The 13,062-nt window shown below is 51.9% G+C and carries 17 protein-coding genes; 7 read left to right on the forward strand and 10 right to left on the reverse strand.

From position 1 onward, the window contains the following. The first annotated feature begins 20 nt into the window (after nucleotides 1–20). The 7 genes from MUN86_RS28145 (at nucleotide 21) to MUN86_RS28170 (ending at nucleotide 5,403) form a co-directional block, all read left to right on the forward strand. On the forward strand, nucleotides 21–947 hold the full coding sequence (locus tag MUN86_RS28145; RefSeq protein WP_245127304.1) for a hypothetical protein: 927 nt from the start codon (nucleotides 21–23) through the stop codon (nucleotides 945–947). 233 nt (nucleotides 948–1,180) lie between these two features. Next, a complete protein-coding gene (locus tag MUN86_RS31505) occupies nucleotides 1,181–1,594 on the forward strand; it encodes a tyrosine-type recombinase/integrase (RefSeq protein ID WP_280640690.1) in 414 nt (137 codons plus the stop codon). After that, the gene (locus tag MUN86_RS31510; RefSeq protein ID WP_375379526.1) at nucleotides 1,486–1,869 is read left to right on the forward strand and encodes a tyrosine-type recombinase/integrase; all 384 of its coding nucleotides are present in this window, start codon (nucleotides 1,486–1,488) and stop codon (nucleotides 1,867–1,869) included. Before MUN86_RS31505 ends, MUN86_RS31510 begins: the two co-directional genes overlap by 109 nt. A 141-nt stretch (nucleotides 1,870–2,010) precedes the next feature. Beyond that, nucleotides 2,011–2,541, forward strand: a complete 531-nt coding sequence (locus MUN86_RS28155) for a hypothetical protein (RefSeq protein ID WP_245127306.1) — start codon at nucleotides 2,011–2,013, stop codon at nucleotides 2,539–2,541. Between the two features lie 378 nt (nucleotides 2,542–2,919). Then, nucleotides 2,920–3,747, forward strand: coding sequence for a hypothetical protein (locus MUN86_RS28160; protein WP_245127308.1), 828 nt, complete (start codon nucleotides 2,920–2,922; stop codon nucleotides 3,745–3,747). A gap of 9 nt (nucleotides 3,748–3,756) precedes the next feature. Continuing rightward, nucleotides 3,757–4,239, forward strand: a complete 483-nt coding sequence (locus tag MUN86_RS28165) for a cellulase N-terminal Ig-like domain-containing protein (protein ID WP_280640699.1) — start codon at nucleotides 3,757–3,759, stop codon at nucleotides 4,237–4,239. Between the two features lie 189 nt (nucleotides 4,240–4,428). After that, the gene (locus MUN86_RS28170; protein ID WP_245127311.1) at nucleotides 4,429–5,403 is read left to right on the forward strand and encodes a DUF6896 domain-containing protein; all 975 of its coding nucleotides are present in this window, start codon (nucleotides 4,429–4,431) and stop codon (nucleotides 5,401–5,403) included. Nucleotides 5,404–6,123: 720 nt separating this feature from the next. On the opposite strand, the gene MUN86_RS28175 is transcribed toward MUN86_RS28170, so the two are convergent. The 10 genes from MUN86_RS28175 to MUN86_RS28215 form a co-directional block, all read right to left on the reverse strand. Continuing rightward, complete coding sequence (locus MUN86_RS28175; RefSeq protein ID WP_245127314.1) at nucleotides 6,124–6,402, reverse strand: hypothetical protein; 279 nt, start codon at nucleotides 6,400–6,402, stop codon at nucleotides 6,124–6,126. Between the two features lie 1,434 nt (nucleotides 6,403–7,836). Further along, on the reverse strand, nucleotides 7,837–8,013 hold the full coding sequence (locus MUN86_RS28180) for a hypothetical protein (protein WP_245127317.1): 177 nt from the start codon (nucleotides 8,011–8,013) through the stop codon (nucleotides 7,837–7,839). After that, nucleotides 8,010–8,720 (reverse strand): ferritin-like domain-containing protein, encoded by a 711-nt coding sequence (locus MUN86_RS28185; protein ID WP_245127320.1) that lies wholly within the window; start codon nucleotides 8,718–8,720, stop codon nucleotides 8,010–8,012. The genes MUN86_RS28180 and MUN86_RS28185 overlap by 4 nt, the downstream gene beginning before the upstream one ends. A 44-nt stretch (nucleotides 8,721–8,764) precedes the next feature. Then, the gene (locus MUN86_RS28190) at nucleotides 8,765–9,433 is read right to left on the reverse strand and encodes a ferritin-like domain-containing protein (protein WP_245127322.1); all 669 of its coding nucleotides are present in this window, start codon (nucleotides 9,431–9,433) and stop codon (nucleotides 8,765–8,767) included. A gap of 548 nt (nucleotides 9,434–9,981) precedes the next feature. Beyond that, a complete protein-coding gene (locus MUN86_RS31515; protein ID WP_280640691.1) occupies nucleotides 9,982–10,371 on the reverse strand; it encodes an arginase family protein in 390 nt (129 codons plus the stop codon). Further along, the gene (locus MUN86_RS31520) at nucleotides 10,338–10,709 is read right to left on the reverse strand and encodes an arginase family protein (RefSeq protein WP_280640692.1); all 372 of its coding nucleotides are present in this window, start codon (nucleotides 10,707–10,709) and stop codon (nucleotides 10,338–10,340) included. The genes MUN86_RS31515 and MUN86_RS31520 overlap by 34 nt, the downstream gene beginning before the upstream one ends. A 1,005-nt stretch (nucleotides 10,710–11,714) precedes the next feature. Continuing rightward, the gene (locus MUN86_RS28200; RefSeq protein ID WP_245127325.1) at nucleotides 11,715–11,906 is read right to left on the reverse strand and encodes a hypothetical protein; all 192 of its coding nucleotides are present in this window, start codon (nucleotides 11,904–11,906) and stop codon (nucleotides 11,715–11,717) included. A gap of 293 nt (nucleotides 11,907–12,199) precedes the next feature. After that, a complete protein-coding gene (locus tag MUN86_RS28205; protein ID WP_245127327.1) occupies nucleotides 12,200–12,361 on the reverse strand; it encodes a hypothetical protein in 162 nt (53 codons plus the stop codon). A 153-nt stretch (nucleotides 12,362–12,514) separates the two neighbouring features. After that, entirely contained in the window at nucleotides 12,515–12,697 is a 183-nt protein-coding gene (locus tag MUN86_RS28210; protein WP_245127329.1) for a hypothetical protein, read from the reverse strand. Continuing rightward, entirely contained in the window at nucleotides 12,697–12,897 is a 201-nt protein-coding gene (locus MUN86_RS28215) for a hypothetical protein (protein WP_245127333.1), read from the reverse strand. The genes MUN86_RS28210 and MUN86_RS28215 overlap by 1 nt, the downstream gene beginning before the upstream one ends. Nucleotides 12,898–13,062: the final 165 nt, after the last annotated feature.

A 13,062-nucleotide genomic window follows, 5' to 3' on the forward strand; every position in this document is an offset into this window, starting at 1 on the left:
CGAGTCAAAAATCAATTAATATGTCAGAAATTAATCCAAAATTTTTCGTGTCACGAGTTGCACTTATTGTGCAACCCGTACAAAATCAATTACGAGGCTATAGTGCTGAAACAGGCTCATGGGCAAGCCAAAATGTAACTGTAAATTCGGGAGAAGGAGACCAGTATCTTATTGGTACAAATGTCGCCTTAGTAATTCAGCCAGTTCAAAATCAAATTCGTGCTTTCAGCGGATTGACTGGTAGCTGGGCAAACTTGAACGTTACTGTAAACACTGGGGAAGGTGATACTTATTTGATTAAAGGAAATACTGTTTTAATTATTCAACCAGTGCAAAACCAAATTCGGGCTTACAGTGCTATTACAGGGACTTGGTCTAGTTTAAATGTTACTGTAAACACAGGAGAAGGTGATACTTATTTGATTGATCAAGACGTTGCATTAGTAATTCAACCAGTACAAAATCAAATCCGTGCTTTCAGCGCAATTACTGGTACATGGTCTAGCCTCAATGTAACAATTAATTCAGGAGAAAATGATACTTACCTGATTGATGCCAATCTTGCTATGATTATTCAGCCGGTGCAAAATCAATTAAGGGCTTATAACGCAAATACAGGCACTTGGTCTAGCCTAAATGTTACAGTTAATGCAGGGGAAGGCGACACATACTTGATTTCTTCTAATGTTGGTGTTGTAATACAACCTGTCCAAAATCAACTTCGCGCCTTTAGCGCTCTTACGGGCACCTGGTCTAGTCTAAATGTAACTGTTAATGCAGGCGAAGGTGATACTTATTTAATAAGGGGAAATACAATAACTGTTGTTCAACCTGTTCAAAATCAGATTCGAGCTTTTAGTGCTATTACAGGAGCTTGGTCTAGCCTAAATATTACAGTCAATGCAGGAGAGGGAGATTCATATTTAATGGGAATTGATGCAATTTAATGCTATGTGGTTATTCAGCACGAACGCATAACACTGCATTGGCAATATGGCGGGGGACGAATATATTCTCGTCTCTATGATCGCTCATCAGCTTCCATTTCGGCAGACGACTGGCGGCGAGAAATAAAATAAACATTGAGCTTTGGTATTTTTAATCAGCATTAGTTCCGGGGTGGAGGGTCAATGAATGCCACCACACGCCGCGCCTGCCCCTTGAGCTAACGAAGCAGGATGTGCTGGATTACCTGAGCCTGCGTGTGGCGGGCGGCATCTCCGAAGCCTACCAAAACTTGTTGATTAACGCCATCAGGTTTTACTACGAACAGGTAGAAGGCCAGCCCCGGCAGTTCTACGAAGTACCCAGGCCCAAGCGTCCCCTGCAAAACCCGAAACTATTGGCAAAGGAGGAAATAAAAGCCCTGCTTCAGGGCACCGACAACCTGAAGCACCGCGCTATGCTTATGCTGGCGTATGGGCTAGGGCTACGGCTTGGCGAGATACTCGCCCTCACGCCGCCGGATATAGACTCACGCGCCGCATGGTACTCTATATACGGGGCGGCAAAGGTAAAAAGGACCGTGACCTACCTCTACCCGATACATTGCTCCAACTGCTACGGCAGCAGTTTCGGCAGTACCGGCCCGTGACGTTTCTGTTTGAAGGCGCGCAACCGGGTGAGCCGTACAGTGAGCGAAGCTTGCAACACGTCATCAAGCAAGCCGCTGCTCGCGCCGGTATTTGCCGACCTATTTCTATGCACATGCTTCGGCATTCCTATGCTACGCACCTGCTGGAAGCCGGCACTGACATCCGGGTGATTCAGGATTTACTGGGACACAGCAGCATCAAAACCACAGAAATCTATACGCATGTGGCGCAACTTAACCGGCCAACTTCCCCACTCGATGATTTGGGCTTGTAGCGGTGAACTAATGGCGGCAATCCACCTACTGTTGGCTGGGTTGCGTTGCCGCCATTGAGTTGCGTACTAAGAAAGGATTGCCGACATTCAAGTCATGCTGCCAATGACGGCAACACAGATGTTGTGCACAAATTTACAGTCATGAAACTCAAACTTACATTTTCGGAATTCTTAAATGTATTTGTACCTGTAATTACTTTTTTCTTAGGAGTGATTATAACCACTGTTATTGAAAACCGGAAAGACAAGCAGGAAAAAATTGAGCAATATGTTAATAATACAAGTGAGCTCACTAACGACTGGTATCATCAGCTATATCAATTGAATTACGATAACAAACGACGGATAGACTCAGTTGAAATTAAAAGAGCAATGTTTTTTTATAGTCAGAATAGATTGATCTTGCCTAAGATAATGAAGAATTTAGAAGTATTAAAAGGCGCGTCAAGTTGTAAAGAGTTCGTATCAAAGACCGAAAGATTTTTGAAACTTGTTACAAACTACAAAGAAAAAAGTGACAATATAGCAGTAAGGTGCAATGATATATTTTTATCTAGGGACCAGGTACTATTGATAAGGCATAATGAACAAAGTAAACTAGATGATATATTATTGAGCTTAGATACTCTAAATCAACATATTAATGTTACAGCTGGCAACTTTCTTAGGTAGATCTGCGCACAACAAGAGTGTTTATGAGATTGTGGCAGGAGGTTAAGCATTCAACTTTAGATCACTAGTTTGTCTTTATGGTTAATTGAAACTGACGTTTTTCAAATGCCACAACTTCATAAACACTTTAACGTTAGCGGTAAAAAATCACACCTCTATCTCACAAGCGCTTACAACAGCAACAACACACCAACTATGCACTTGCTTAAATAAACGCTAGGATGATAAATATCAATTACTATTAAAATCATAAATTCATATAAGCATGTTGTTTATATACCAAATAGTTTAATAATATTTTTTTTACAACAGTATTCAAAGTCATTTTAGTTATTCTCACACGCACCAACCGAACCAACAAAGGACTGTTTCTTCAACATGAAAAGAACACTTTTATCATTTGCAGTACTACTACTTGCGGTATTCAATTATGCTTCGGGCCAGGATTTAAAACTCAACGATCTTGAGTATTTCGAAACTCAAGGCGTCAATGTTCTTGTGTACAACAACCTTTTTACCGGAGGCTTTAACGATGAGAAGAATGCCGGGATAGAATTGATTCACCATGGCGTGAGAACAGCGCAAGGTGGCGCTGTGCGACTTTCCAACACGCCAGAGCAGTGGGATCTTGTTCTCGATATTTCAAACCGGAAGGTAAACCGTGCGGCGAAGACCATCGAGGCTACCTTAAGGTATAAAGATTACAATTTTGATTCGCGGGTGGTAGTTACGGCAAAGGGTAAAGGTGTTGAGATAGCCGTTTACCTTGATAAACCTGTTCCCAAGGAACTTGAAGGGAGTGCCGGATTTAATCTTGAGTTTCTACCCTCGCAATATTGGCAAAAAGCTTATTTGGTGGATGGCCGATATAACCGGTTTCCGCGCTATGTAGTAGGCAATACTACTACGAGGCCTAACAGTGGAAAACCAAAGCAATACAAGGGGTATAAGACTGCCGACGACAGAGGAACCGGCAAGTATATTGATCCGCTTCCTCTCGAAACCGGCCGTACCTTTCTCGTTGCACCTGATGACCCCTCACGCTTAGTAAAAATCACCTCGCAGGATGCCGACCTTATGCTTTTCGACGGCCGCATGCTGGCCCAAAATGGCTGGTTTGTAGTCCGCAGTTTACTTCCAGCAGGAAAAACAGGCAAGGTTTTGACCTGGACAGTTGAACCAAATGCTATCAATGGTTGGATATGAGAACCAAATATTGGTTTCTCGCAAGTGGGCTACTTGCCTTCACAACCAAAAGTGGCGGTCATTGAACTCGACAAAAAAGCCAAACCACTTGTAAATTCCTCGTTATACAAAATTGGCGACGACGGCCAAGCTACCAAAGTATTTAGCGGCAAAATCGCACCCTGGGGTAACTATTATAAATATAACTATGTAAAATTCGACTTTTCTTCTGTTAAGATTCCCGGTATAAAATCGTATCGGACAAAACTCCTGCAGCCAATTGTAAAAAGCTGCAGCCTGGCGGGCGGTACAAGCTACAGCTTCGCTCCCTTTACTTCACAGATGCTACACAGGATAGAACTCGCCCAATACCCCATTCCTATGGCCACAGCGGGGCACTTGGGTTCAGGTGGAATTGACTGGGATGGCAAGGGGCTTATCGTCAAGATGGAAGGCGACTCTATCACAGACCTATACTATGCTAAAAATCTATCGGGCTTATGTCTGCAATAAATCTCCTTTTGCAGTAGCTCACATTGAGGTGTTTTCCTACCAAAGTACCACAATTCAAGAGTAAGGGCAGTAGGGATAAAAACTACCACTATTCCGAGGACGAGGGTATAACAACTATTATGTAAATCAACTTTTTCTAGTAATGGGTTAGTAGCTATAAGTTGTGACTTTCTTCGATATTTACAATCTATGTTGCTTCACGGTACCCTCTCCCTTTCAAGTGCTCCTCCCGCTCGCTGGGTGACGCAAGACCAGTTAGAGGAAGGCCAGTTTCTTTGCTTTTGGTCTGAAACCCTTCCTTATACCTTTGGCGCTCGCCTACACGCGATGCCTGAGGGTCCCGTACGGCTAGGACAAACGAAGCGGGCTATCCTCTCCGTTTCGGTAGAAGCCGGGGAGCAAGCAGGCCTAAGAGAGTGCCTCCCCATTGGAACGGCCAGTCAGGAAGCCATCGGGCAATTTGCTCTTGAGGCGAAAGAAATAGAGCCCGAACGCGATCTCCCTTTCGGAGCATTGCCCTTGTCTGACTATGAACGAGAATCCTTAACCGAGGTCGAGCAGCAACTCTTTTGCTGTATTGAGCAATGGGTGCAACAGGCTAATCAACTCTGCAGTGCCTTACGCGAGGCGTTCCAGCTAGATTTTACCCGTCTGGGCCGCATGGAGCGTAATGCGCGCATGGGCAGGAAGGGGACCATAAAGGGGATCTGCTATGCCTTCCATGGCATAGGCTGCTATTTTGAAGGCAAAGATGTCAAACTAGATGTCGATTTTGATTCGCAGGGCAACTGGCGCGGATTTGATGTCTGGCGAGTGCAGTCGTTCATAGACTGGAACTATCCGGAACTGGGCCTCTCACCGGCCCGTATCGAACAGGGTATAGAGGAGTTGTTACGAAAGAAGTGGCTGTATCAAGTGGCCCAACTCTATGGCCCGTTCTATTACGTGACGCCGGTAGCAATTACCGATTTACAAATCAAGAGAGTGCCATTTTGGGTAAAAAGAAAAAAACGAGCAACTCCTCTTGGGGCTTCCGTTCTGGTTTGGGTTATTCTGGATAGTATTCGTTCCAGTCTACTTTCTGCAAACCTGTGTGCGCGGGCAGCAAGAAAGACAAGCCCTGGCCCAAGGCACCTTAACTACAACAGCCGTCGTCATCAATAAAAAGAACTTTTTTGGGAATAGTCCAGTCAGTCAGCAGTTTGCTTTCTCCTACCAGTTCACGTTACGGGGACAGTCGTATGAAGGAAACGCACGCGACCCTAACTTACAGGTAGGGGATAGCATTTTGATTGAGTACGCGCCTAGCAATCCCGGCTATAATCGAGTACAAGAAAACCGAGACAAACAATAGGCTGATACGTCCTGGTTAGGTTACCTTCTTTGCTGAGGCAGAAGACGCCACAGCCGAAGCAGCCATAAACTAGTCGCGCTGACGAATGCTAGAAGAGATAGGGTCTTATATCGTTGGATAGCCGCACATAAATCACGCCCACTCACTAGGGAAATACAGTCCGATACGTGGTCGGTTTCATACTTCAAACTCACCATCGTATTCAGTACCCCAAAGCTCGTTATTAAGGCCGCTAGGTACAGCAACACAATCAGCCATTTTACCCGGGAAGAATCCATCAACCAAGAGGAGAAAAAGAAGCGCGGGTAACTGCGTCAACAAGCGAAATTCTTAAGGCAGTGTATCACAAGTGGTATCGCAATGGATAAACAGTCATTGCCATTAGTACCCAATATTGAGCAGAACAAGGTAAAAGAAGGTGTTCGGATTACCTATTGAAAAATGCCCCCGAAAAACCGCGTTTTCGGGGCATTGATGGGGGTGCCAAAAGTGTTCGTAATAGCGAGCTAACTGGAACGGCAAACTCAGTATTATTGAAACTCCTCTAGAAGCCACCAATCCAGCTTGGCAATGGCCAAGGTTAAGGCTCCGTACAGTAAGGCCAACCGTACCTGACCCGTTACGAGCGCGTGCACCCCAAGCAGGAGTTGTGCCACGCCCCAAAGCAGGGCTACGAGAAGGAATACTAGGAGCAGGCTCAAGCTACCTAAGAGCAAGCCGCTACTGTACAACGCGCCCAAGAGCACGAGCATGAGGCCATTAAAGTGCAACGCTTCTTGGTAGGGACGGAATAAAGAAGCAAACTGCATCAGAAGAGCGGGGCATGCGTTTCGTTGAACCATAAGGTAGCAGTAGGGTCCAGCAAAAGCAATGAGGGGAGCAAAGTGCCAGCCAGAAAACGGTCGCATTTCAGATCCTTTTCCGTCCAGCCACCTTTTAGCATTCGTCGAAAAGGGGGCGAGGGCGGTGGAAACCCCGATTCGCACGGCCCTTTTTGGGTTTGAAACTGATGTAGGCCGCCTATCTATCCGGATAGACATCCGGATAGACATCCGGATGCGTAACCGGATCGGCATCCGGATGGCGCCCTTTTTTCATCCGGATGGCTTCGCCTTTTCATCCGGATGCCCCCTTGATTTTATCCGGATGCGTCCCGAGGAAAAGCGAGTTGCGGTACGCGGCGAAAAACTAGGCCTTGAAGGGCTATTCCGCTCTTTGCTTAGTAGGACAGGATACAGAATACGTGGTACTTATAAATTAAACAGAGGCTTTATTATATTATTCCTAGTAAAACAGCTTACAGTGGAGCTGATAGGGCAACTCAAAAAGGCGATTTCCGCTCATTTGACCGGATTCCATCCAGATGATACCTCGCAAGGAGAAAAATATAATTATTCTACTAAACTCTGCCTTGACAGCTGGACTTAAGGGCGTCAGTAGCGTCCAAAGCAACACTGTATAGTGGTGATAAGGGCCCCTTATCGAGGGTAATGGACGCGCCAAAAAGTCGGCCGTCTAATGAGTCGCCCGCCGACTACCAGTTGGGCCGGGACGGCCGCGCCACGCTGCCTTGGTGTTACCAGCACCGATAAGGGGCCGCTGATCAAGCCTGATCGGTTAAGAAACAAGCTCTTCTACTCGGTACCTAACTAGGGCACACTGAAGTCGACCACTTCCGCTTTGTTGGACTAACCGAAGCCTAGTTCGAACTCAGTCACCCTGTCACCGATTACTAAGCCACGCCGCCCCTCGGCCCTCGGCTACCTCGCCCCCCAACCACTCCGGAAGCCAACTTAAACCCACGTCCCTATTGGGGCCAGCTGAGCTAGACCAGCTCCGTTTTGTCCACCGTACATAGGCTGTTTCGGTTGACGTGATTGGGGGTGAGGGTCGGCAGACGCAGGAGAGTAAGCACTCCGGTTTTGGCAGCAGCCATAAAGAATGCCCAAACTGAGCGGACAACCGAGTGGCTGGCTGCAAAGACGCCCGTGCGCTAGGCCAGCCAGCCCAATATCTCCTGCGGTGGAGCACGGGCGTCCAACGCGGCCTGGGCGCAGGCCGCGTTGGACGCCATCGGGGTGAGTTCGTCAGCCGGGGCGACGGGGTGCGTAAGCGGTCGATCCCCTGCCCGAGCGCCGGATGGGTGGCAGCGAGCGCGGGCGGGGAGTAACTAGCTCTAACCCACAAAGGGCAACCGACTGGTTGCCCTTTGGGTGATGCCCGGCGTAGGGATAGATCGCGTTTTAGCGGGCCGAAAAGTTACTGGCAATTGCCAGCACGGTGGCCATGTCCAGGGGCTCGTCAAAGGCCTCCGAGGCCGTGGGGTTCGCACTCGAAAGTGTGATACCGGCTTGTACGGTGTTCTCCTCGGCCGGGAAGGCGCTAGCCGGAGTGCCCGCCCCGTAGATGGCGGCTGTCACACTCGGGCAGGCCCGCCCCCGTCATTGCCGCTAACCCAGCTCTTGGGAGCCGTTTGCGGCGAGCCGGCCACCACCTGGGCGCCCCCGCGGCGCATCGTGCGCAGGTGCGAGGCGTGGCGGGCCTCCACCGAGTGAATGTTGAGGGCGGCTTCCAGGATATCATTGTTGCTCATCAGCAGCGGCGCCCCGCCTTTGTAGGCCCGCACGCCCGTATCTTCGAAGCTTTGGGCCAGGGCCAGAAACGTGTCCCGATTGGTAAACACGTCCGGCAACAAGGCCGCCCGCGTGCCGCCTTTGGAGCCGGTGTAGTCGAAGTCGCCGATGGCCATGGGGGGGATGGCGTCGGGGCCGAGCACCGTGCTCAAGAACTTCACGTGGTTATACTCGTCGACGGCAATGGTGTGGATATCCCTGTTGTCCTGGCCCGTGAGCAGGCCGGGCTTATGCAAGCCTTCGTTGTAGAAGACCGCTTCCAGGTACTCGAGCCGCAAGGCAAAATTGAGCACGTCTTTGATTTGTTGGCTCAGGCCCGGGGACTGGGCGTAGGCTTTTTCAAACATGGCGCCCATGGCCAGCGGCAGGGTCGTGGCCGCCAGCTTTTTGCCGAAGCCGGCGAAGTGTTTGAAGAAAGTGCGCCGTTGGTCGAGCCGCTCGGATACTTCCGGGTCCACTTTCTCGATTTCGGCAAGGATGGTAAGAATATTCATGGGGTTAGGGACAAGTCGTGACAGAAGTAAGAAGAGGGGGCGGCTTAGGACGTCGGCAAGTTGGCCACGTTCAGCTTCGAACCCGGCAGCAGAAACTGATTGGCCGTGAGCACCACTTGCGCGGGCGTCTGCGAGAGCTCGAGTCCGGTGCGCAGGTCCACCACATCTGGCCCTACAAACGTGCCGATCTGCAGCAAGTCCCGGATCAGGGCGGCGTGCCGCGCTTCCACCGACACAATCTTGCCGGCCAAGGTTAGATAGTCGGCGTTGGCAATGAGTTTGCCCGCCCCGTTATAGGCCGCGACGCCCAGATCCTCGAAGGCTTTGGCCGCCCCCAGCACGCTGTCGCGGTTGGCGAAGTTGATGGCCGTGAAGTTGGGCAGCAGCAAGCGAATGGGCGTGCCGCCTAAGGCCTGAATCGCTTGTTTGAGAAAATCGCGGTGCAACCGTTCGTGTCCCTCGATATCCTGCAGAATTTGTCGCTCCGCCGCGGAGGCGCTGGCGTAGTACGAGCCGAGTAGCACACTGGCGTAAAAGGCGGCTTCGAGCTGTTCGAGGGCATAAGCGTAGTTGAGAATGCCGAAGTCGCCGCGGCCCACGTTCACTTGGGTGGCCGGCGTGTTGCCTTGATTTTGGAAGATCTCTTCCAGCACATCGTTACAGCCCGTTAAGGCCAGGCCGGTGGCAGCCAGCCCGAGGCTGGAGTAGCGCAAAAACGTGCGCCGTTCAACGGGGCGCTCGCTAGCACGAGCGGGGGAATTGGGGACAGAAGTTTGGTCATAGCGCGTTGTATTTATTTGGTAAAAAATAAAACTACGCTTATATAGTACAACTAGATTGCCCGGCGCAATAAATACGTATTAGTACCTAGTAAACAGGGGATTACAGTAGTATTGTACCTTTGTTATATAACTTAACTCCATTTATAATATTATATTGCAAAGAGCACTGCATTCCAATAAGTTGCCACGTATTCCTGTTTCAGTTACCGCTAGTGATTGCCCACGGTAGAGAGGAGCAGCATAAGCTGAGTTGTTTAGCTGTACCGACCAGCGAGGTCATAGCAGCAGCAGGGCACCTAGTGGGGTTGCCTCCTCCTCTGCGCTTGATCGAGTGTTGTGGACAAGCTGACCTACTTGCCCCTGGTAGGCAGGTGGTCGTATGCGTGGCTCTTGTTTATACCCCTCCCCTTCCAGTTAACGATCCAGCGGCCAGTTAAAATAATGGCTCGCCGTATCTCTCCTCCAAACCAGCCCCCCTCCTAGCTCGTCATTATGGCTAAGATGGGAGCCAACCCGGCCACGAACTGGCGGGTAATCTCGCCAGTCGGGTCCTTGCTCGCGTCGAGAATGGTGATGTCGAGCCCCACCGCGTGCCCGGATTGCAGCAGCGGCACCAGTAGGGCGGCGAGTTCGGCGTACGTGAGCCCCCCGGGCTGGGGTGAATCCACGGCCGGCATCAGCTCGTGGGCCAGCACGTCCACGTCGAAGTGAATCCAGAAGCCCTCAACCGCTTGCCCCGCCTGGTCCGCCAGAAACGCGGCCGCACAGGCCGCTGGACCGTGCCGGCGCAGAGCCACCAAGTCCACGTACTGCACCCCCGCCGCCTGTAGAGCGGCTACGTCCGCTGGGTCGGCATCCCGGTTGCCCACACTCCAGGCGTGGCGGGGTGAAAGTAGGGAGCTTGTTCGTCCAGGTTGGTGAGCTGGGCCGGGCCGCAGCCGGTCACCAGGGCCAAGTCCATGCCCGCGGCGCCCCCCGTGGCCGAGCGCTCCGGGGTGGCGTAGTCGGTATGCCCATCCAGAAAAAATAGGCCATAGGGGCCCACGGCTTTCAAGCCCAGCGCGATGCCGAGCAGGATACTGCAATCCCCGCCCACGACCAGGGCAAAGGCGGGCTGGGTAAGAACCTGCCGGATGCAAGCCGCGAGGCGCTGGGAATAGTGGGCGATGGCGGCGGCATTGCGCACGCCGACCGGGTCCAGGTCCATCGTGTAGGGCGGGGCGGCAGGGAGTGAATGCGGTGCGGGGCTACCAGGTCGTAGAAGCCCCACTGCTGGAGCCAGGCGGGCAGCCGGTCTACGGCCGGGCCTACCCCGGGAGTCGACTCGTGCAGGCCCAAGTTGCTGGGGGCTTCGATGAGATGGATGGCGAGCATAACAAGGGACGGTACGGAGAATCCTGAGCGCAACCGGGTCGGTAAAAATGTTTGTTGCGCTCCGTTAGAAGGATGAGGCCGAGCCTCTGGCCTGATAAGGTAAACAATTGATAAAGCGCCAGGCTAGTGATGCCGCTCGCCAGGCTTTATCTTGTTAAGTCCTGTTCGGCAAGCAACAAAAGCCGGACGAGCGCTAGATCGTTGCAAGAGGGTATGCCTATGCGGTATTTCCACGAGAACAAAGAATTCCTAAAAGAGCATCTGGCCCGCTTAATCGCCACGCTTATTCTGTTGAGTACGGGCTGGTGTGCCCTGCTTGTGTGGCGGTGGCTCCTGCTCCTTCTCCAATATGCATTAGATGACGCTACGCCCTAAGGAGCCGAGGTGGCGGATTTCTACCATTCATCAAAAGGAAAAGCCATGCATCAGGCAGGCGCCGCTGCTCGCAGCAAGCCGAGATAAAGGCGCCGTCTGGGAAATAGTACCTGCTAGATCCTGCGGCAAGCCACCCAATGCGGACTGCTGAAAGTGGGCGCAGTCCAAGCAGCCATGGCTGCTTTTTGTCCACGAAAACGCTCGTGCCTGTTGCAGAACTCGACGCGCCACCGCCACCCTCAAACAAGGCTACTACTAGCTAAAACAAGCTAAAAAGCCTGTTTAAACGCCCTTTTATATGGGCTTAACAGCGACCATGTGCTGTTTGCTTGATGGGTGATGAGCTCTGCAACAGCCACGCTCCAATAACCGGACGTATATGGTCGAGGCATGGATAGTTGTTTGATTACTGTACTACAAGCCTGGTAGGAGTTGAAGCCGTATAGGTTGTACGGCCCACGCTTTACGCTCGACCCCGTACCAAGCGAACGGGTTCCGGTTTCAGTTTGCCAGCCATCCAATAGCCGACCCACACCTCGAGCGGCACCAGCGCGACGACCCCCATGCGGTACCCGATACTCGTATTGGCAAAGCGACCTAGCACGCCCGACACATCCACGAGCAAAAACAAGCCCATTAACAGCAGCAAGAGCACCCGGCGGTGGGGCCGGCTAAGAGCCCGACGAGGCCGCTCGCCACCACTCCTGCTAGAAAGACGACGCCGAGGGAAAGCAGTTCAGCGCGGGGCCCGACCGGCACGTGGTCGACGGCCGAGCCTGCGGCCACCGTGTTGAGGAGCCAGTTGTGGGGCAGGTTGATGGCGAAGACCGCGACAAATCCTAAGAGGAGAATACCGAGGCCTCGGAGCAGCGAAAGGAGGGCGCGCATGGGAAAAGGAAGCTAAGCGAGTGGTATAATTTCGGGTACGAGCCGACTTCATCCGGCGCCTCAAAGCCGGACCAGGCGGCACCCGATTAGCGGGCCCTCCTCCGTAAGCAGCCGCACCAAATAGAGGCCGGTATCGAGCGAGGTGCTCAGGTCACGCAGCTCGGCATGGCTGGCATTATCAGGGGCAACCACCTCTACCGGGAGGTGCGGGGCCGGGGCCATGACTTGTGCGTGGACGAGTTGAACAGGTGCTAATGTAGCAGCTATTAGCTAGATTTTCATAGGGTTGAAATGAGATGAACAAGGAGTGGAAGGACCTAGCCCTCAGCCCTTTCGTAGCCCGCGCGAAGGACAGAAAAACAACTGCGGAGTACCTTATAAAACCGAAATCACCACTACTTCTTCGGGTACGCCACCGCTTAACTTGCTGAGCAGCATGATAGCCGAAGCGAATGATTGGCCAGCGCTACCCAATCCCTTATCGGGACCCTTGGGATCCCGATAATCCTTATACCCGTTACTCTCCAATTGCAAGCCATTCCGATTGGGCTGGTACATCACCCAGCCCGGGCGCGAATTTCCGGTACGGAGGCGGGTGTCCCTAGCCACAGGTATTTGTAGCCTGGCAACTGCCGCACTTGGCGTAAGAGGCCTCCCATCGATTCCCCTATCCTGGGGGCGACGAGGGCATACCGGCCCGCATACGAACGGGGCGGACTCAAGTAAACCAGCGGAATAGTAGGCTCTGGGAACGGCATTCACCTATTTAGCTACCGTACTCGGTGACATACCCAACGCGCTCGCAAAGGCCCGGTCAGATAGTCCGGTTGCTTTCCATGCGCTATTTTCTCCGCCTCAACGGGAGGACGGCCGATAACTTTGCCCTGTGGCGTTGACGTAGTGCAGAAGAATGCCAAGCCGAA

The organism is Hymenobacter volaticus (genome assembly GCF_022921055.1).
GTDB lineage: Bacteria > Bacteroidota > Bacteroidia > Cytophagales > Hymenobacteraceae > Hymenobacter > Hymenobacter volaticus.